Origin of the sequence: Lentzea sp. NPDC051213, assembly GCF_044455585.1 — a bacterium.
Lineage (GTDB): Bacteria > Actinomycetota > Actinomycetes > Mycobacteriales > Pseudonocardiaceae > Lentzea.
Map to the genome: position 1 here is coordinate 151,554 of NZ_JBITEX010000010.1, position 18,876 is coordinate 170,429.

The following is an 18,876-nucleotide window of genomic DNA, read 5'->3' on the forward strand; positions in this document are numbered from 1 at the left end:
GGAGGTGTCATGATCGTTCTCGGTCTGATCCTGCTCGTCGTCGGATGGCTGGCCGGTATCAGCATCCTGACGACCATCGGTGTTGTACTGCTGGTGATCGGCGCGATCCTCGCCGTGCTCGGCGCTGTCGGCAAGCCGATCGGTGGCCGGGCGCACTACTTCTAAACAGCCGCCCCTTTCCTCCCCTCGGAAAGGTGAAGGGGGAGCCTCCACAGTGGAGGCTCCCCCTTCCGTCTGTCTGGCAAAGGTCTTACACGTTTCCCTTAGCGCGTGCGGCAGCGGCGAACACTCCGAACGCGACCCCCAGCATGGCCAGAGCGGCGACAGCAGCGACTACAAGATCCACAGACATGATCGAACAACTCTCCCTATTGCGATCTCCCGTTCCTTATGACGCCGGGATACCCCGCAACGTTGCCTCGGGTAACGTTTTCGGGGTGAAACTCCGTGCTGTGGAAGCGCGTGTGCTCTCCGTAGCACCGTGGCTGCTCGTGTTGTCGGTCGCCGGGCACCTGTTCATGGTCGCTTTCCAGGCGAAGATGACCATGATCGACTTGCTGGTGTACCGAAATGGATCGCCGCATCTGTTCAGCGGTGACCTCTACGAGTGGCGGCTCGACCAGTACGCGGACGTCTTCCCGCTGCCGTTCACCTACCCGCCGTTCGCGGCCGCGATCTTCACGCCGATGAGCTGGGTGCCGTGGGAGGCGTCGCGGTGGATCTGGCAGCTCATCTGTCTCGGCTGCCTGTACTTCATCGTTCGCACGAGCGTCAAGCTGCTGAAGCTGCAGGACCCGCGCCGCGCCATGATGTGGACCGCGCTGGTGCTGTGGATCGAGCCGGTGCGCACCACGCTCAACTACGGCCAGATCAACCTCGTGCTGGCGGCGATCCTGATCGGCACGCTCGCCAGCGCGCGGAACTGGGTCGGGGGTGCCGGTGTGGGTTTCGCCGCGGGCATCAAGCTCACGCCTGCGATCTCCGGGCTGTTCTTCCTCATCCAGCGCCGGTGGATGGCCGCCGTCTGGTCCTTCGTCGCCTTTGTGGCGGTGTACGGCATCGGCTGGGCGATCTCGCCGTCGCAGTCGAACAAGTTCTGGTTCGAGCTGCTCGGTGACGCGAGCCGGGTCGGGCCGGTCGGCAGTGCCATCAACCAGTCGATGCGTGGCGCGCTGAGCCGCACGGTCGGCTATGACGTCAAGACCGGGCCGTTGTTCATCGTCGCCGTGCTCGTCGCGGCGGTGCTGACGTGGTTCGCGGTCAGCAAGACCAAGGACGTGCTGGCGCTCATCGTGAGCGTTCAGATGCTCGGGCTGCTGGTCTCGCCGATCTCGTGGAGCCACCACTGGGTGTGGATGGTGCCCGCCCTCCTGTGGCTCATCTACGAGGGCGGACACCTGCTCTGCAAGATCACCGCCGGCCTGTGGGTACTGCTGACCGGCGGTTACCTGATCTCGTTCCTGCTGCTCGCCCAGCCGAACATCTGGGACTTCCCGCGCCCCTTGGTCTTCGTGCTGCTCGGCTGGGGCTATCCGGTGGCCGGGATGCTCACGCTGGTCGCGATCGGTCTAGCAACCCGGCGTAAGCCGGACGAGCTGCTGCCCGGCGATGAGGAAGCTGCCCACAGCGAACCCACCGGTGTCGCCGGCTGAGGCCGGCTTCCAGGAGTTGCGGGCCTGCACCCAGCCGAGCAGGCCATCGGCGTCCAGCGCGGTCTGCAGCGCCTGCCAGCCCTTCTGCACGTAGGGCAGGTAGGTGGCGCGATCCAGGACGCCTGCGTTGATGCCCGCCGCGAACGCGTAGGTGATCATCGCGGTGGCCGCGGAGTCCTTGCCGGTGCTGCCCCAGAAGCCGTCGTGGCGCTGCAGGTACCGCAGCGTCTGGGCGGTCTTGCGGAGCGTCTTGGCGTAGTCGGCGCGGTACGGGTTGTCGGCCGGCAGGGTCAGCACTGCCTTGGCGAGGCCCTGCACGGCCCAGCCGTTGGTCTGCACGTTGAGGCTCCACAGGCCCGTGACCTGGTTGAACGTCCGCTTCTTCAGATTGCGGTACGACCGGTACGAGTAGTCGAGCAGGTCCTGGTCGAGGTCGCGCACGGCGACCTCGGTGAAGGACGGCAGCGACATCGCCAGTGCGTCGGGAGACTTCCAGTAGTCGAACTTCCCGGTCTTCGCCTGGGCCCGCAGGTTGTCCCGCAGTGGCTGAAGCACCTCGGGCTCCGGGTGGAAGAACGAGACGGCCAGGTAGGCCTCACCGCTCGACTGCGGATCCGGGGCGTACGGGTTCGCCGGGTCGACGGGCAGCAGGTACTTGTTCGCCTGCACCCACGGCCACGTCTTGTGGTTGCTGATCCCGGTCGTGCGGACCTGCGCGATGTTGCCGGTGTGGAAGTTCGCGTTGGACCAGTTGTTCGCCTTGAGGTCGGTCCCCTTGGTGACCCACGCCTGGCTGGCCTTGATCATCGTGTCCGTCACGGCACACGGCACGGCCTGCGCGGCCGCCGGTGCGATCAGAAGACTGCCTGCCAGCGCCACTACGAACAAAGGTGTGCGCAACCGCATGAGGGTGTTCCCTCTCATTCCGCGGGCGGCGGCAGCGCACATCTTGACCGAGTCAGGCCATCGCGTCCAGCACTCCGTCGATCTCCTCGGCGAGGGACACGTCCAGGGCGGTGATTCCTCCCTTGGAGTGCGTGCTCAGGCGAAATGTCAGTGTCTTGTACCGGATGTCGATGTCCGGGTGGTGGTTGTCGTTCTCCGCGATCTCGGCGATCCGGTTCACGACCATGATCGCCTGCGGGAAGGTCGCCAGCTCCACGGTCCGCACCAGCGCCGCGTCCTGGGCACTCCAGTCGGGCAGCTTGGGCAGCACGTCGTTCAACTGATCGTCGCTCAACAGCTCGGCCATGTCCTGATCGTCCCACCACGTCACGTAAGCTGCGCGTTTGCCACGGGAGTCCGGTGAAGCGCCGGGCTGAGAGGAGGGCTCGCAAGCCCTCGACCGTCCACCTGATCCGGGTCATACCGGCGTAGGGAGAGATTTCAGTGAGAAGGATTTTTGCTGTCGCCGCGGCTCTGGTGCTGACCGGTTGCTCGGCCGGTACCTCGACCGCGCCGCAGACGCACGAGGTCACCCTGGTGACGCACGACTCGTTCGCGGTGAAGCCCGAGGTGCTGGAGGAGTTCCAGAAGTCCTCGGGGATCACGGTCAAGCAGATCGCCAGCGGTGACGCGGGCGAGCTCACGAACAAGCTGGTGCTCACCAAGGCCAACCCGATCGGCGACGTCGCGTTCGGCGTCGACTCGACGTTCGCCTCGCGGGCGTTGTCCGAGGGCGTGTTCGCCGAGTACGCCTCGCCGGAGGCTTCGAAGGGCGCGCAGCGGTACCAGGCCGACGACTCGAACCGGCTGCAGGCCGTCGACGTCGGTGACGTGTGCCTGAACATCGACCCGGCCAAACTCGGCGGCGTCGAGCCCACGTCGTACGAGGACCTGGTCGACCCCAAGTTCAAGGACAAGCTGGTCGTGGAGAACCCGGCCACGTCCTCGCCCGGCCTCGCGTTCCTGCTCGGCACGATCGCGAAGTTCGGCGAGAACGGCTGGCAGGAGTACTGGGGCAAGCTCAAGGCCAACGGCGTCAAGGTCGTGAGCGGCTGGGAAGAGGCTTACAACCAGGAGTTCTCCGCGACCAAGGGCGACCGGCCGATCGTCGTCTCGTACGCGTCGTCGCCGTCCGCGGAGGGCGGCAAGACCAAGGCCGTGCTCGGCACCTGCTACCGCCAGGTCGAGTACGCCGGTGTGCTGTCCGGGGCGAAGAACCCGTCGGACGCGCAGAAGGTGCTGGACTTCCTGCTGGGCGAGAAGTTCCAGGCCCAGGTGGCCGAGCAGATGTACGTCTACCCGTCACGGGAGGGCGTCGCGCTGCCCGAGTCGTGGGCCAAGGACGCGCCGCTGCCCACCAATCCGCAGACCCTGCCCGCCGACAAGGTGAAGGACAACCGCGAAGCCTGGGTCGAGCAGTGGCGCAAGCTCGTGCAGGGCTGACGGGCCCCACCGGTCGGCCGGCGCGGGCTCGCGCGGGCCTGATCTCGGCTCGTTCCGGCTGGTCGGCGGCGGCCTTGCTGCCGCTGGCCTTCCTGGCGCTCTTCTTCGCGTGGCCGGTGCTGGCGATCGTCACCCTCGGCCTGCGCGAGGGCGGGGTGACCGAGGTGCTGGTCGACGGGGAGACCTGGGAGCTCGTCGGGTTCACGCTCGGGCAGGCGGCGGCGTCGACGCTGGTGGCGGTGCTGGCCGGGATGCCGCTGGCGTTCGTGCTGGCCCGCTGCCGGATTCGCGGGCTCGGGGTGATCCGGGCCGCCGTGATGGTGCCGTTCGTGCTGCCGACCGTGGTGGTGGGCCTCGCGTTCCGGACGTTCTGGCCGGAGGGCGGGGTGCTGCCGATCGTGCTGGCCAACGCGTTCTTCAACGTCGCCGTGGTCGCGCGGACCGTGGGCGGGCTGTGGGCGCACACGGATCGGCGCGCTGAAGACGCGGCACGGGCTCTTGGTGCGTCACGGCCGCGCGCGTTCCTGTCGGTCGTGTTGCCGGCGCTGGCACCCGCGATCGGCTCTGCGGCCGCGGTGGTGTTCCTGTTCTGCGCCACCAGTTTCGGTGTCGTGCTGGTGCTCGGCGGGTCGCGGTACCGGACGCTGGAGACCGAGATCTACCTGCGGACGGTCGAGCTGTTCGACCTGTCCGGGGCGGCCGCGTTGTCGTTGCTGCAGTTCCTCGCGGTCCTGGCCGTGCTGGTGCTCGGGGCGTTGGCGCGGCGCCGGCGTGAGACCGCGTTGTCGTTGCGCGGCAGGGAAGAGCTGGCGCGGCGGCCGTCCGGGGGCGAGTGGTACGTCGTGCTGGCCGCGTTCGGTGTCGTGGTCGCTCTGCTGACGCCGGTCGTCGGTCTGGTGACGGAATCACTGTCCACTCGGGACGGCTGGAGCTTCGCCGGGTATGCCGCGCTGGCCACGCGTGGTGATCGCGGCACGCTCGCGGTGACCGGCATCGATGCGGCGATCAACTCGGTGCGGACGGCGTTCGACGCGACGCTGGTGGCACTCGTCGTCGGGGTCTTCTCGGCGGTGGTGCTGATCGGGTTGCGGCGGGCGGGCAGCCGGATCGCCGAGGTGCTCGACACCGCGTTGATGCTGCCGCTGGGCGTGTCCGCGGTGACCGTCGGCTTCGGCTACCTGGTCACGATGGACGCGCTGCCAGGGGATTTCCGCACCTCACCGCTGCTGGTGCCGCTGGCGCAGGCGCTGGTCGTGACGCCGCTGATCGTGCGGATGGTGTTGCCGGTGCTGAGGGCGGTCGACGAACGGCTGCGGCAGGCCGCGGCGACGCTGGGCGCTTCGCCGGTGCGGGTGTGGCGTGAGGTGGACCTGCCGATGGCCGGGCGGTCGCTGGCCGCGGCGGCCGGGTTCGGATACGTGGTGGCGCTGGGGGAGTTCGGGGCGACGAGCTTCCTCGCGCGGCCGGACGCGCCGACGCTGCCGGTGGTGATCGCGCGGCTGATGTCGCGGCCGGGGGAGTTGAACAGCCAGATGGCCTATGCGGCGTGTGCGCTGCTGATGGTCGTCACGGTCGGGTGCGTGCTGCTGATCGAGCGGTTGCGCGTGCCGAGCAGCGGGGAGTTCTGATGGCGCTGGAACTTGACTCGATCACCGTCCGCTATGGACAGACGACGGCCGTTTCGGACGTGTCGCTTTCCGTGGCGGACGGCGAGGTCGTGGCTCTGCTCGGACCGTCCGGGTGCGGGAAGTCGACGCTGCTGCGCACGATCGCGGGGCTGGAGAAGCCGACTTCCGGTGCGGTGCGGTGGGATTCCAGCGATCTCGCCGGCGTGCCCGTGCACCGGCGGGAGTTCGGGCTGGTGTTCCAGGACGGGCAGCTGTTCCCGCACCGGTCGGTGGCCGGGAACGTGGCGTTCGGGCTGCGGATGCACCGGGTGGATCGGGAGGAGCGGGACAAGCGGGTCGTCTCGCTGCTGGAGCTGGTCGGGCTGGACGGCTATGCCGATCGGCGCGTGACGCAGCTGTCCGGTGGTGAGCAGCAACGGGTGGCGTTGGCGCGTGCTTTGGCGCCGTCGCCGCGGTTGCTGCTGCTGGACGAACCGTTGTCGGCGCTGGACCGGGCGTTGCGGGAGCAGCTCGCGGTCGATCTGGCGCGGTTGTTGCGGGAGGCCCAGACGACCGCGTTGGTCGTGACGCACGACCACGACGAGGCGTTCACGCTGGCCGATCGGGTGGCGATCATGTCCCGCGGTGCGGTGCGCCAGGTCGGCCCGCCCGCTGAGGTGTGGTCTTCACCGGTGGATGTCGAGACGGCGAAGTTCTTGGGGTGCAACAAGTTCGTGCCCGGCTCGTTCGTCGGGCTGGACGTGGAACGGGTCGGGTTGCGGGCCACGGCGTTGCGGGTGGATGCGGCCGGTCCGTTGGAGGGCACGGTGCTGGAACGGGTGCACCGGCGCGATCACGTGCGGCTGCTCGTGGAGATCGACGGCGAGGAGTACGAGGCGGTCGGACCGGTCTCCGTCGGGGACCGGGTGCGGCTCGCAATTGACTTGGACGGCGTCGCGCGGGTCGGGTAGGCATGTCTCCCATGGGACTTCTCGGGGGACGGGTCGCGCTGGTCACGGGTGTGAGCAGGCGGCAGGGCATCGGGTACGCGATCGCCTCTCGGCTGGCCGGGCTGGGCGCCGATCTGTTCGTGCAGCACCACGCCGCGCACGACGCGGCCCAGCCGTGGGGCGCGGATTCCGTGGACGAGGTGCTCGCGGGGGTCGGTGCGCAGGGGCTCGGGGTGGATCTTGCTGAACCCGACGCTCCGGAACAGCTGATGGCCGCGGCTGTCGAGGCTTACGGGCGCGTCGACGTGCTGGTGTGCAACCACGCGCGGTCCGGCGGTGACGGGGCGTTGGGCGAACTGACGGCCGAGATGATCGACGGGCACTACGCGGTGAACACGCGGTCGTCGATCCTGCTGGCGCAAGCGTTTGCGGAGCAGTGGAGTGGATCGAGCGGCGGACGGATCGTGTTCATGACGTCCGGGCAGGACCTCGGGCCGATGCCGAACGAGGTCGCCTACGCGGCGTCGAAGGGTGCGCTGTCGTCGATCGTGGCGACGTTGTCCTACCAGCTGGCGGACCGGGGTATCACCGTCAACGCGGTGAACCCCGGCCCCGTCGACACCGGCTGGGCCGGTCCCGAACTGGCCGAACTCGTGAACGAGCGGATGCCGTTGAAGCGCTGGGGTGAGCCGGACGACGCCGCCCGGCTCATCTCCTGGCTGTGCACCGACGACGCCGCGTGGATCACCGGTCAGGTGATCAACAGCGAGGGCGGCTTCCGGCGTTAGCTGTCCTTCGTGACGAGCCTGATGGCCGCGAGGCCCGCGCCGATCAGCAGGTAGCAGCCGGCGAGCAGCGTGCTGTCCCAGATCTGGTCGAGCGGGATCGGGTCGCGCATCACGTCGATCAGACCGGGGAAACCGGTCGTGATCAGGAACGGGTGCAGCCAGTCGAGCGACTGGAACTGGCCCAGCACCTGGAACACGATGATCGTCGTCATGGTCGCCGCCTGCACCACCAGCGGGTGCTCGGTGGTGGACGAGACCGCGAGTGCGACCGCGCCGATCGACACCATCTGGAACGTCACCAGCACGATGAACAACGCGATGCGCAGCAGCCCTTCTCCGGTCGACAACGTCGTGCCGGAGAGGGTCATCATGCCGTCGCTGCCGAGGAACGCGGTGCCCGAGATGATGCCCACGACCGCCATCAGCGTGACGGCGATGAGCGACATCGCGGTGAGGCCGAACAGCTTGATGAACATCAGCCGCACCCGTGACACCGGTGCGACCAGCAGCCCGCGCAACGTGCCGTGCTGCGCCTCGCCCGCGAGCCCGTCCGCCGCCCAGATCGACGCCACCAGTGGCAGCAACAGGTTGATGGACAGGAACAGGGTGAAGATCGGCACGACCATGCCGTTGCCCTGGAGGATCGCGGCGAGCCCCGGCCCGCTGCCGCCGTCGTTGCCCGCGGTCCAGAGGCCGAAGCTGATGATGATCGGCACCAGGACCAGCCCGAACAGCCCGATGAGCGTGCGAGGCCTGCGCAGCATCCAGCGCACCTCGGAACCCAGCTGACGCGTGATCATCGCGGTCCCCCGTCCAGCGTGTCCACAGCGGACATTCCGCGCTCGGCCTCCTCGGCCTCGGTGAGCCGCGCGAACAGCTCCTCCAGCCCGGTCTTCCACCGCGTCGCCTCGAAGACCTGCACGCCCGCCTTGACGAGCGTCTCGATGACCTGTGGCGCGCTCGTGCCGGCCAGCTCGATCCGCAGGCCCTCGCCCAGCGGCCGTCCCGAGATCCTGGCCTGCCTCAGCGCGCTCAGCGCCTGTTCGACGTCCGGCGTGATGACCTGGAGCGCCGAGCCGCCCGCTTGCAGCAGCTCGGTCAGTTCCCCTTGTGCCACCACGGTTCCGCGGTGGAGCACGGCGACGTGCGTGCAGGTCGCCTCGACCTCGCTGAGCAGGTGGCTCGAGACCAGGACGGTGCTGCCCGCCTGGTGGAGCTCCGCGATGATCTTGCGGATCTCCCGCGTGCCGGCCGGGTCGAGGCCGTTGGTCGGCTCGTCGAGGACGACGAGCTTGCGCGGCACGAGCAACGCCGCGGCCAGGCCGAGGCGTTGCTTCATGCCGAGCGAGTATCCGCGATACCTGCGGTGGGCGGCGTTGGCCAGCCCGACGCGTTCGAGAGCGTCCTCCACTGCCTGCTTGATCTGCTTCTTGGGCAGCAGCGGCTCGAACGCGGCACACCTGATGAGGTTCTCCCGGCCACTGAGGAACGGGTGGAACCCCGGGCCCTCGACCAGCGCGCCAACGTGCGGCAGCGCCTGCTCGGCCCCGTCCGGAAGGGGCTTGCCGAGCAGTTCGATCTCCCCCTGCGTGGGCCGGACCAGCCCGAGCAGCATCCGGATCGTGGTCGTCTTGCCCGACCCGTTGGGGCCGAGCATGCCGAGCACAGCTCCTTCCGGCAGCTCCAGGTCGACCCGGTCGACGGCGACCGTGCTCCCGTACTCCTTGCGCAGACCCTTGGTCCGCGCGGCGACGGCGGTCTTGTGCGTCGTCGTCACCGGCGCGCTGGTCGAGGTGGTCACTTCACCTGTCCGATCGTGTCGAACAGGACCTGCTCGGGCACGGCACCCGCGACAACACGGCCGTCGTCCGCGATCAGGATCGTGGCGACCTTGGTGCTGAACAGCTTGCCGCTACCCCACGAGCCGCTGACCTTCTTGGTGAACCGGTCGACCAGGCCCTGTGCCTCAGCGGGCACCTGGGTCATGGCGTTCGCGGGGATCTTCGCCCCCACGACCGAGTCCCAGCCCTTGCCGAAGATCTGCGGGTTCTCGCCCTGCAGCGCCTGCTCCAGGCCCATCTCCGGCTGCTTGTTGCGGCCCTCGGCCTCCTTGGCCTCCGGCGTGGTGACCTTGGCGTTGGACGGCGGGGTGAACTCGAACAGCTTCGGGTCCTGCGGCCCGACGTTGATCTCGCTGAAGCCGACCTGGCCGGCCGGGTCAGCGGTGCCGTTCGTGAGGACCGCGACCCGCAGCGGCATCTTGAGCTCCGCGTCGACCGCGATCCTGACCTCGCGGATCAGGGTCTTCTCGGTGGCCTTCGGAGTCAGCACCAGTTCGTAGGCGGCACGGTTCGCGACTCGCGCGGTGCCGTCGACGGTGATGTCGCTGAACTCCTTGGTCATGCCGACGATCTCCTTGGCCGCGGTGGCCGGGTCGATCGCCTTCTCGGCGGGCTCGGTCTTCTTGTCGGTCTTCGGCTCGTCGGCCTTGTGCTCCGACTTCGTGACCTCGTTGGCCTGGGAGTTCCAGGACCAGGTGGTCGTGCCGTCGTCGACGATCGTCTGCTCGGACTGGCCGTTGGGCAGGGCCAGGCGGAGCTTGCCGTTGCCGTCGGTCCAGACCCTCGCGCTGTGCTTGCCGTCGGCCAGCTGCGGGATCTCGGCGATCGCTGGGAGGCCCAGCTTGTTGTCCACCTCGACGGTGCCGCCGAACGCTCCTGGTTTGGCCGTCAGGACCTGTTCGACCAGGGTTTCCGGGGCAACGTCCGGCAGGGATGGTGGCTGGCCTGCGCCTGCTGGCATGGCTAGCAGGCTCAGGCCTGCCGCACCGGTGAGCACACCGGCCGCTGCTGCGGCCAGGGTCACCTTTCGCTTGTTCATGTGGTCCCCTCCTCCAAGGGCTTGTGGTTACAGCTTGGGGCGGGGTTGCTGAGATGGTGCTGAGACTAGTCTGACCTGCTGGTTTGTGCCGGGTTCCAGGTCGCTGCGGGTAAGCGCGAGGCCTTTCCTGAGAGTCGGCTGAGATCTTGCGGGCATGAAGCTGAGAGGCGCGGCATGCTGTGCGGTGTGAAGCCTCGAGTGCTGGTCGTGGACGACGAAGTCGGCGTTCGCCGGGCGTTGGAACGTGGCCTGGCGGCGGAGGGCATGGAGGTCGTGACCGCCTCTGATGGGCCTACCGCGCTGAGGGTCGCGCTCACCGGGGCCTTTGACGTGGTGCTGTTGGACATCATGTTGCCCGGGCTGTCGGGGTATCGGATCTTGCAGCGCATGCGGGCCGACGGGGTGCGGACGCCCGTGTTGATGGTGTCGGCGAAGGACGGGGAGGTCGACCAGGCGGACGGGCTCGATCTCGGGGCCGACGGGTACCTGGTCAAGCCGTTCAGCTTCGTGGTGCTGGTGGCTCAGGTCCGGGCCCTGCTGCGGCGCGGGGGTGGGGCGCGGCGGAGGTTGACGCTGGGGAACCTCGTCATCGACCGCGGCCTGCGGGAGGTCAGCTGGGCCGGGCAGGACGTGTCGCTGAGCCCGCGGGAGTACGCGGTGCTGGACGTGCTGGCTTCTCGGGCCGGGTCGGTGGTGACGAAGGACGAGTTGTTGCGAACTGTGTGGGGGGACGAGCAGGCGGCCACGCGCAATGCGGTTGAGGTTTACGTGGGGTACCTCAGGCGCAAGCTGGAGGCCGTCGGGGCCGGGGAAGTGGTGCGGACGATTCGGGGGCACGGGTACATCGCGTCCACTCCGGACCTCGACAACGCGCTGGGGAACAGGTGAACCCTCGCCGCTGGTGGTTGCGGCGCTCGTTGCGGTTCCGCATCACCGTGGTGGCCACCGGGGTGGCGTTGTTGTGCTTGCTGGCGTTCACCGGGCTGGCGCCGGCGTTGATCGGGTTGATCCAGATCACGGCGGTCGACCAGGAGCTGGCGAAGGCGCCGGCTCGGGTGCTGGACGTGTCCGGGGTGCCGGTGGACGGTGGGCCGCCGCTGGGGTTGACGGCTCAGGACATCCGGATGTTGAAGAGCGGCGAGCCGGTGCTGCGGCTCGAGGGGGACTCCGCGCATCGGTGGCGGGGTCAGGTCGTCTTCACGGCCGACGGGACGCCACGGCTCGAGGTGTACGGGCAGACCTTGCTCGGGTACGAGAACGCCAACACGCTGGGGACCCGGTGGCTGGCGGTGGCGGCGGTCCTGGTCGCCGGGCTGGTGGGGATCGCCACCTGGTTGTCGGTGCGGTCGTCGCTGCGGCCCGTCGAACGGATGCGGGTCGCCGCCGGGGAGTTGCCGCACGGGCAACGGTTGCCGGTGCCGCCCTCGCGCGACGAGTTGCAGGCGCTGGCCGAGGCGCTGAACGCGTTGCTGGCCCGGCGGGACGAGGCGTCGGACCGGTTGCGGCGGTTCACCGGGGACGCGGCGCACGAGTTGCGGTCGCCGGTGGCCTCCGTGCGGGCGCAGGCCGAGGTCGCGGTGGCGCATCCGGATCCGGACTTCTCGATCGAGGTGCTGGAGTCGGTCGTCGAGGAGTCGATCCGGCTCAGCGCGCTGGTGGACTCGCTGCTGATCCTGGCGCGGGCGGACACCGCGGAGCCGTCCCGGGCTGAGGCCGTCGACCTGGTGCTGGAGGCCGAGGCCGCGATCGAGCGGCTGGACACGGACCTGTTGGTGCGGTTGAACGCTCCGCCTTCGGCCTGTCTGGCTTCGGCCGCCAGGTCCGAGGTCGAGCTGGTGCTGGACAACCTGCTGCGCAACGCGGCGCGGTACGCGTTCTCGACGATCAGCGTCACGCTGGTGCCGGTGGGGCGGGACGTGCGGTTGCTCGTGGACGACGACGGGCACGGGATTCCCGTTGAGCACCGGGCGAAGGTGTTCGACCGCTTCTACCGCGTCGAAGAGGACCGCGGGAGGTCGTCGGGCGGGTTCGGGCTCGGGCTCGCGCTGGTGGCGCATCTCGTGCGGCGGCGTGGGGGGTCGGTCAGGGTCGCGGAGTCACCTGCTGGTGGTGCGCGTTTGGAAATCCGCTGGCGGTCCTGGTAGTCAACGCTGGTGCCAGAGTTGCGAGCGTCGGCGCTGGTCGACGCGCCTGTTTCCGCCGTTGCGGGTGCCCTGCTGGACACCTCGCTGATCGCCGGGTTCGGGGTGAAGGTGCCGGGGCCCCTGCTGTGCCTCGGGGATGTGCTGACGGGGCCGTTGGGCGTGCAGCTCGCGGTCACGCGCGCGGACCTGTCCGGGGTGTCGGCCGCCGGGGACTTTCTGGAGCTGCACACGGATCTCGTGGCGACCGGGGCCGGGACGATGGTGGTCGACCGGGTCAGCTGGACGTCGGTGGGCGGCGTCGTCGGGCGGTTCGCGGACGTCACGGTCGGGCGCGGGATGGCGTTGCGGGTGCTGGAGAAGCGGTCGGCGTTGCTGGCGGAACGGTGCCGCGAGCTGAGTGCCGCCAGGGTCGTGGTCGGTGCGGCGATCGTCCGGGATGGACGGTTGCTGGCGCAGCAGCGGTCCTATCCGGAGAGTCATGCGGGACAGTGGGAGCTGCCCGGCGGGCGGGTCGAGGACGGGGAGAAGCCAGAAGAGGCGTTGGTGCGGGAGTGCGCGGAAGAGCTCGGCGTCCCGGTCGCGGTCGGCGAGCAGATCGGGCCGGACGTGCCGCTCAAGAAGGACGTGCTGCTGCGGATCTACGCGGCGGAACTCGTCGGCGGTGAGCCGGAAGCGTTGGAACACAACGCTGTCCGGTGGCTCACCGCCGACGAACTGCCGGGCACGGACTGGCTGCCCGCTGACCGGGTGCTGGTGCCCGCGCTTCAGCGGCTCCTCACATGAGCCCGGAGAGGCGCAGCGCCGCGTCCAGCCGGTGCTGGGCGCGGTCGCGGGCACGGGCCGCGCCCGCGGCGCGGATGCGGTCCAGCTCCGCCGGGTCGGCGAGGAGCTCCAGCGTGCGGTCGCGGACCGGGCGGAGTTCCTCGATCACCACTTCGGCCACGACGTTCTTGAGGTCGGCGAACCTGCTCGTGTAGTCCTCGGGCTCCTTGCCGGTGCAGGAGCCGAAGATGTCGACCAGGTTCGCGATGCCGTCGGTCGTCGACACCGCGCGGCGGATCTTGCGGCGCACCAGGTCCGGGTCGTCGAGCACGAACACGACGCCCGCGGAGTTCTGCGCGGACTTGTCCATCTTGCGGGCCGGGTCGGACAGGTCCTTGATGCGCGCGCCCACCTTCGGCACCACCGCGGTCGGCACGATGAACGCCTCGCCGTACGCGTTGTTGAAGCGACGGGCGAGTGCGCGGGCCAGCTCGACGTGCTGCAGCTGGTCCTCGCCGACCGGCACCTCCGCGGTGCCCTGCAGCAGGATGTCCGCCGCCATCAGCACCGGGTAGGTGAGCAGGCTGAGCCGCACCGAGTCGCGGCCGAGCGACTTCTCCTTGAACTGGATCATGCGGGCGGCCTCGCCGTACGTGCAGGTGCACTCCAGGACCCAGTTCAGCGCTCCCAGCTCGCGGATCAGGTCGGACTGCACGCACACGCTCGCCGGATCGATGCCGGTGGCGATGAGCACCGCGAGCTGTTCCCTGGTCAGCGATCGCAGACGTTGTGGATTGTGCGACGACGTCATCGCGTGCAGGTCGCTGATGAAGTACACGTCCTGCGCCGTGCCCTCACGTGCCCACGTGCGCATCGCTCCCAGGTAGTTGCCCAAGGTGGGCTGGCCGGACGGGGTGATCGCGGACAGACGGATCATGGTTCGAGCCCTTCGTGATCAAGGGCCGGCCCGTGCCGGGCGCACGAAAAAGCCGCCCGTTGCGGGCGGCCTCTGGGTGCGTCAGTGGTGATGTCTGCGCACAGCTACTCCGGCCGCCTGATTGCGGCCCACCAGAAGGCGTTCAGAGTGCGCACGATCACGAGTATAGGGCTACCGTTGAAGAATGTTCATCGTGCTGCTGGAGTACGCCGCGCCACTGGAACAGATCGACTACGCCCTCCCCGACCACCGCGCGTGGGTCGAGAAGCAGTACGAGCGGGGTTACTTCCTCGCCTCCGGGCGTCAGGTGCCGAGGGTCGGGGGCGTGATCATCTCGCGGCCGATGCCCCGCGGAAAGCTCGAAGCGCTGCTGGCCACGGACCCGTGGGCCGAGCAGAAACTGGTGAAGTACCGGATCACCGAGTTCGAGGCGACGCGGACGGCGCCCGAGCTGATGAAGCTGAACGAGGCAGTGCAGCTGCAGCATTGAGGCTGTGACCCAGCCCTCGGTCCTCGGATCCTGACTCCGGCGTGTCGCTGGTGCGACGCGCCGTGCGGCCGTGGACCTCCGCGGCGCTCAGGCGGCCTTCTTCTCCTTCTTGGCTGCCTTCGCGGCCTTCTTCGCCGCCTTCTTCTTGGCCTTGGCGTGGGCCGCCAGCAGAGCGGGCACCGGGCAGCGCTTGCACTGGGGTTTCGACCTGCAGCACTTCTTCTTGAGCTTCTTGCCCACTGGTTGCACTCCACTCCGACACGTGTGGCTAGAGTAGGTGAGGCTCAGTTCACTAGGCACCTTTGTGTGGTAATGCCGACGCGGCCGGTACTCTGGTGTACGGCTGTGCGCATTGACGTGTCCGGCGCGAGCCCCTCCAACGCCTTCGAAGCTCTAGGAGTTCTGCGTGCCCACGGCCACCGCGCCTGCCCTTCAGACGCGCACTGACCTGCGCAATGTCGCGATCGTCGCGCACGTCGACCACGGCAAGACGACGCTGGTCGACGCCATGCTGCGCCAGTCCGGCGCCTTCTCCGCGCGTGCCGAGCTCGTCGACCGGGTCATGGACTCCGGCGAGCTCGAGCGTGAGAAGGGCATCACCATTCTCGCCAAGAACACGGCTGTGAGGCGGCACACGCCTGACGGTGACGTGATCATCAACGTCGTCGACACCCCCGGCCACGCCGACTTCGGTGGTGAGGTCGAGCGCGCTCTGTCGATGGTGGACGGTGTCGTGCTGCTGGTCGACGCTTCCGAGGGCCCGCTGCCCCAGACGCGCTTCGTGCTGCGCAAGACCCTGGCCGCCGGCCTGCCGGTGATCCTGCTGGTCAACAAGGTCGACCGTCCCGACGCCCGGATCTCCGAGGTCGTCGACGAGGCCCACGACCTGCTGCTGGACCTCGCGACCGAGGTCGGCGCCGACGAGTCCGTGCTGGACCTGCCGGTCGTCTTCGCCTCCGCGCGGGCCGGCCGGGCCTCGCTCACCCAGCCCGAGGACGGCGGCCTGCCGGACGAGGAGAACCTGGACACGCTGTTCCAGGTGCTCATGGACTACATCCCGGCCCCGAAGGTCGACATCGACGGCCCGCTGCGCGCGCTCGTGACGAACCTCGACGCGTCGACGTTCCTCGGCCGCATCGCGCTGTGCCGCATCCACGCGGGCACCATGCGCAAGGGCGAGACCGTGGCCTGGTGCCGCGAGGACGGCGAGCCCGTCAAGGTCCGCATCACCGAGCTCATGATCACCGAGGCGCTGGACCGCGTGCCGGCCGAGGTCGCCCGCGCGGGCGACCTGGTCGCCATCGCCGGCATCCCGGAGATCACCATCGGCGACACGCTGGCCGACGCCGAGAACCCGGTGCCGCTGGACCGGATCACCGTCGACGAGCCCGCCATCTCGATGACCGTCGGTGTCAACACCTCGCCGCTGGCCGGTCGCAACGGTGGCACGAAGCTGACCGCCCGCATGCTCAGGACGCGCCTCGACGCCGAGCTCGTCGGCAACGTGTCCGTGCGCGTGCTCCCGACCGAGCGCCCGGACACCTGGGAGGTGCAGGGCCGCGGTGAGCTGGCGCTCGCCATCCTGGTCGAGCAGATGCGCCGCGAGGGCTTCGAGCTGACCGTGGGCAAGCCCCAGGTCGTCACGCGCATGGTCGACGGCAAGATCCACGAGCCGTTCGAGCGCATGTCCGTCGACTGCCCCGAGGAGCACCTCGGCGCCGTCACGCAGCTGCTGGCCAACCGCAAGGGCCGCATGGAGAACATGTCGGGCCACGGCACCGGGCGCATCAAGCTCGACTACGTGGTGCCGTCGCGTGGCCTGATCGGCTTCCGGACCGAGTTCCTGACCGAGACCCGCGGTACCGGCATCGCCAACGCCGTGTCCGAGGGCTACGGCCCCTGGGCGGGCGAGATCCGCACCCGCCACAACGGCTCCCTGGTCGCCGACCGCGCCGGCTCGATCACCGCCTACGCGATGATCCAGCTCGCGGACCGCGGCACGTTCTTCGTCGAGCCGGGCGCGGACGCGTACGAGGGCATGGTCGTGGGCGAGAACCCGCGCTCCGAGGACCTCGACGTGAACGTGTGCCGTGAGAAGAAGCTCACGAACATGCGCTCCTCCACGGCCGACGTGATGGAGACCCTGGCCCGCCCGCGCAGGCTGTCGCTGGAGGAGGCGCTGGAGTTCTGCGCCTCCGACGAGTGCGTCGAGGTCACGCCGGAGATCGTGCGCGTGCGCAAGGTGACGCTGGACGCCAACCTGCGCGGCCGCGAGCGTTCGCGGTTGAAGCAGCGCGGCTGAGCGCGAAGCTGAGCAACGCCTGACGAGGGCGGCCGGGGCCGAGTGGCCTGGCCGCCCTTCGTCGTCTCTGGGGCGACCTGGGGCGGTCGTGTGCCATCACCGTGGGTCGCCGGTGCGAACCACACAGCCACGTGAGCCGTACCAAGCAGGGGAGCGAGCAACCCGACAGCGCGCCAGGACGTCCATCAATCAGGCACGAGTGACGAAATCCGGGTTGCTCGAACGCCACCGTCATCCGTCTGGCAATGTGAGGAACATGAGGCGACTCGGGGGAGTGCTGGCTGCTGCCGTTCTGTGTGGCACCGCAGCGTGCACGAACGCGCCACCTCCGCCTCTGGTCCCGAAGTCCGAGGCACCGGTCATCACGACGACCGGGCCGAAGATCACCGAGATCGTGGTCGGCGTGGACGACGTGGCGGGCGGCTACAACCCGCACTCGCTGGCCGCGCAGAGCCCCATCACCACGGCGCTGAGCTCCCTGGTGCTGCCCTCGGTCTTCCGGGCGGGCCCGGACGGTGCGCCGCAGCTCGACCGGAACCTGATGGTCAGCGCGAAGGTCACCAAGGCCGAGCCGTTCACGGTCACGTACACGATCCGCAAGGACGCGTCGTGGTCGGACAGCGCGCCGATCGCCGCCGAGGACTTCTCGTACCTGTGGCAGCGGATGCGCGCCGAGCCCGGCGTGGTCGACCCGGCCGGGTACCGGCTCATCAGCAACATCAGCGCCCGAGAGGGCGGCAAGGTCGTCGAGGTGGCGTTCGGCAAGCCGTTCCCCGGCTGGCGGTCGCTGTTCGCGAACCTGCTGCCCGCGCACCTGCTCAAGGACGCGCCCGGCACCTGGTCGAACGTCCTGAGCACCGGCTTCCCGGCCACCGCCGGGCCGTTCGCGGTGCGCAGCCTGGACGAGCCGCGCGGTGAGGTCATCCTCGAGCGCAGCGACCGGTACTGGGAGGTGCCGACCACGCTCGACCGGGTCGTGCTGCGCCGCGCCAAGCGCACCGACATGGCCGAGTCACTGTCCAAAGGGGACAACCAGGCAGCATTGCTGCGGGCGGACGCCTCCGACGTCAACACGATGCAGGCGATCCAGAAGATCACCTTGAAACCCGTGCCGCGCAACGAGGTCGTCCAGGTGCTGCTCCGCCCGGCCAGCGCGCAGCTCGCCGACGTCAAAGCGCGGAAGGCGATCGTGGCCGCGCTCGACCGGGACGCGCTCATCGCGTCCGGCACCCAGAGCGGGCCCTCGGCGCAGTTCCGGGCCGACTCCTACGTCGTGCCGCCGAGCCGCGACGGGTACAAGGCGGTCATCCAGGGCAACACCCTGGACGCGGCCGCCTCGCAGACCCTCCTGACGGAAGCCGGGTACGCCAGGAACGCGGCCGGCGAGTGGGAGAAGGCGGGCAAGCCGCTCAAGCTGCGGATCGCCGCGCCGGAGAAGACCGAGCCGTACGTCAGCCTCGCGAACCGGATCAAGGTCCAGCTCGGCGAGCGCGGCATCCAGGCCGAGGTCGTCACGCCGAACGCCGAGGAGCTCTTCAGCAAGCAGCTCGTCGAGAAGGACATCGACATCGCCGTCGTGCCGCGGGTGGACGCCGGCGACTCGGCGGCGGGCCTCGCGAGCGCGTTCGGGTGTGCCGGCAACGCTCCGGACGGCGCAACGCCCAGCCCGGCCAATCCGGCCGGGTTCTGCGACCAGACGATCCAGTCGGACATCGACGCCGCCCTCAACGGCAAGGCGTTGCTGAGCGACGTGCTCGCGAGGGTCGAGCCCCAGATCCAGGCTCAGGCCGTCGCGATCCCGCTGTTCCAGGTAGTTGATCTTCTCTGCGTCCTCCCCGCCGTCGTCTCGGGAGTCGACACCGGCGCGCCGCTCGCGGGCGTCCTCAGCGGTGCCCCCGAATGGCGGCGGCTCGACAAGTAACCACCGTGTGAGAAACCCGTTGCGAACGGGCTTCCCGCGTTGCTACTTTCGGCCC

Annotated in this window: 19 protein-coding genes and 1 riboswitch; of the genes, 12 read left to right on the top strand and 7 right to left on the bottom strand. The window is 69.2% G+C overall.

Annotation, left to right across the window (positions count from 1 at the left end; translation table 11 throughout):
- Positions 1 to 9 precede the first annotated feature (9 nt).
- Positions 10 to 165, top strand: a complete 156-nt coding sequence (locus ACIA8G_RS37145) for a DUF6131 family protein (protein WP_170067891.1) — start codon at positions 10 to 12, stop codon at positions 163 to 165.
- Between the two features lie 272 nt (positions 166 to 437).
- Complete coding sequence (locus ACIA8G_RS37150; RefSeq protein ID WP_396423440.1) at positions 438 to 1,652, top strand: mannosyltransferase; 1,215 nt, start codon at positions 438 to 440, stop codon at positions 1,650 to 1,652.
- On the opposite strand, the gene ACIA8G_RS37155 is transcribed toward ACIA8G_RS37150, so the two are convergent.
- Positions 1,569 to 2,552, bottom strand: coding sequence for a glycoside hydrolase family 88 protein (locus tag ACIA8G_RS37155; RefSeq protein ID WP_396423441.1), 984 nt, complete (start codon positions 2,550 to 2,552; stop codon positions 1,569 to 1,571). The two genes, ACIA8G_RS37150 and ACIA8G_RS37155, sit on opposite strands and share 84 nt — an antisense overlap.
- Before the next feature lie 58 nt (positions 2,553 to 2,610).
- Positions 2,611 to 2,904, bottom strand: coding sequence for a 4a-hydroxytetrahydrobiopterin dehydratase (locus ACIA8G_RS37160; protein ID WP_396423442.1), 294 nt, complete (start codon positions 2,902 to 2,904; stop codon positions 2,611 to 2,613).
- A gap of 32 nt (positions 2,905 to 2,936) precedes the next feature.
- Positions 2,937 to 3,049, top strand: a riboswitch (TPP riboswitch).
- On the opposite strand from ACIA8G_RS37160, the gene ACIA8G_RS37165 reads away from it, so the two are divergent.
- The 4 genes from ACIA8G_RS37165 to ACIA8G_RS37180 all read left to right on the top strand — a co-directional run bounded on the left by ACIA8G_RS37165 (position 3,042) and on the right by ACIA8G_RS37180 (position 7,385).
- The gene (locus tag ACIA8G_RS37165; protein ID WP_396423443.1) at positions 3,042 to 4,040 is read left to right on the top strand and encodes a thiamine ABC transporter substrate binding subunit; all 999 of its coding nucleotides are present in this window, start codon (positions 3,042 to 3,044) and stop codon (positions 4,038 to 4,040) included. It overlaps the preceding riboswitch by 8 nt.
- Positions 4,016 to 5,668 carry an ABC transporter permease gene (locus ACIA8G_RS37170; RefSeq protein WP_396423444.1) on the top strand — a complete coding sequence of 551 codons (1,653 nt, stop codon included), beginning with the start codon at positions 4,016 to 4,018 and terminating at the stop codon, positions 5,666 to 5,668. Before ACIA8G_RS37165 ends, ACIA8G_RS37170 begins: the two co-directional genes overlap by 25 nt.
- Positions 5,668 to 6,618, top strand: coding sequence for an ABC transporter ATP-binding protein (locus ACIA8G_RS37175; RefSeq protein ID WP_396423445.1), 951 nt, complete (start codon positions 5,668 to 5,670; stop codon positions 6,616 to 6,618). The genes ACIA8G_RS37170 and ACIA8G_RS37175 overlap by 1 nt, the downstream gene beginning before the upstream one ends.
- Before the next feature lie 11 nt (positions 6,619 to 6,629).
- Entirely contained in the window at positions 6,630 to 7,385 is a 756-nt protein-coding gene (locus ACIA8G_RS37180) for an SDR family oxidoreductase (RefSeq protein WP_396423446.1), read from the top strand.
- On the opposite strand, the gene ACIA8G_RS37185 is transcribed toward ACIA8G_RS37180, so the two are convergent.
- From ACIA8G_RS37185 to ACIA8G_RS37195, 3 genes are read right to left on the bottom strand one after another with little or no spacing between them, the layout of a single operon-like run.
- Positions 7,382 to 8,185, bottom strand: coding sequence for an ABC transporter permease (locus tag ACIA8G_RS37185; protein WP_396423447.1), 804 nt, complete (start codon positions 8,183 to 8,185; stop codon positions 7,382 to 7,384). The two genes, ACIA8G_RS37180 and ACIA8G_RS37185, sit on opposite strands and share 4 nt — an antisense overlap.
- A complete protein-coding gene (locus tag ACIA8G_RS37190) occupies positions 8,182 to 9,186 on the bottom strand; it encodes an ABC transporter ATP-binding protein (protein ID WP_396423448.1) in 1,005 nt (334 codons plus the stop codon). The genes ACIA8G_RS37185 and ACIA8G_RS37190 overlap by 4 nt, the downstream gene beginning before the upstream one ends.
- On the bottom strand, positions 9,183 to 10,265 hold the full coding sequence (locus ACIA8G_RS37195; RefSeq protein WP_396423449.1) for an outer membrane lipoprotein carrier protein LolA: 1,083 nt from the start codon (positions 10,263 to 10,265) through the stop codon (positions 9,183 to 9,185). Before ACIA8G_RS37195 ends, ACIA8G_RS37190 begins: the two co-directional genes overlap by 4 nt.
- Positions 10,266 to 10,439: 174 nt before the next feature.
- Here ACIA8G_RS37195 and ACIA8G_RS37200 point away from each other — a divergent pair, with 174 nt between their 5' ends.
- From ACIA8G_RS37200 to ACIA8G_RS37210, 3 genes are all read left to right on the top strand, one after another.
- Positions 10,440 to 11,153: a response regulator transcription factor gene (locus ACIA8G_RS37200; RefSeq protein ID WP_396423450.1), complete on the top strand. Its 714-nt coding sequence runs from the start codon at positions 10,440 to 10,442 to the stop codon at positions 11,151 to 11,153.
- Positions 11,150 to 12,409 (top strand): sensor histidine kinase, encoded by a 1,260-nt coding sequence (locus ACIA8G_RS37205; protein WP_396423451.1) that lies wholly within the window; start codon positions 11,150 to 11,152, stop codon positions 12,407 to 12,409. The genes ACIA8G_RS37200 and ACIA8G_RS37205 overlap by 4 nt, the downstream gene beginning before the upstream one ends.
- A gap of 393 nt (positions 12,410 to 12,802) precedes the next feature.
- Positions 12,803 to 13,192 carry a (deoxy)nucleoside triphosphate pyrophosphohydrolase gene (locus tag ACIA8G_RS37210; RefSeq protein ID WP_396423661.1) on the top strand — a complete coding sequence of 130 codons (390 nt, stop codon included), beginning with the start codon at positions 12,803 to 12,805 and terminating at the stop codon, positions 13,190 to 13,192.
- Here ACIA8G_RS37210 and trpS read toward each other — a convergent pair.
- Complete coding sequence (gene trpS, locus ACIA8G_RS37215; protein ID WP_396423452.1) at positions 13,185 to 14,108, bottom strand: tryptophan--tRNA ligase; 924 nt, start codon at positions 14,106 to 14,108, stop codon at positions 13,185 to 13,187. The two genes, ACIA8G_RS37210 and trpS, sit on opposite strands and share 8 nt — an antisense overlap.
- A 184-nt stretch (positions 14,109 to 14,292) precedes the next feature.
- Here trpS and ACIA8G_RS37220 point away from each other — a divergent pair, with 184 nt between their 5' ends.
- Positions 14,293 to 14,598, top strand: coding sequence for a YciI family protein (locus ACIA8G_RS37220; RefSeq protein ID WP_396423453.1), 306 nt, complete (start codon positions 14,293 to 14,295; stop codon positions 14,596 to 14,598).
- 87 nt (positions 14,599 to 14,685) lie between these two features.
- Here ACIA8G_RS37220 and ACIA8G_RS37225 read toward each other — a convergent pair whose 3' ends face one another.
- The gene (locus tag ACIA8G_RS37225) at positions 14,686 to 14,838 is read right to left on the bottom strand and encodes a hypothetical protein (protein ID WP_396423454.1); all 153 of its coding nucleotides are present in this window, start codon (positions 14,836 to 14,838) and stop codon (positions 14,686 to 14,688) included.
- A gap of 166 nt (positions 14,839 to 15,004) precedes the next feature.
- Here ACIA8G_RS37225 and typA point away from each other — a divergent pair, with 166 nt between their 5' ends.
- Together typA and ACIA8G_RS37235 are read left to right on the top strand one after the other, a co-directional pair.
- Positions 15,005 to 16,900: a translational GTPase TypA gene (gene typA / locus ACIA8G_RS37230; protein WP_396423455.1), complete on the top strand. Its 1,896-nt coding sequence runs from the start codon at positions 15,005 to 15,007 to the stop codon at positions 16,898 to 16,900.
- A gap of 256 nt (positions 16,901 to 17,156) precedes the next feature.
- Positions 17,157 to 18,821: an ABC transporter family substrate-binding protein gene (locus tag ACIA8G_RS37235; RefSeq protein WP_396423456.1), complete on the top strand. Its 1,665-nt coding sequence runs from the start codon at positions 17,157 to 17,159 to the stop codon at positions 18,819 to 18,821.
- The last annotated feature ends 55 nt before the right edge of the window (positions 18,822 to 18,876 follow it).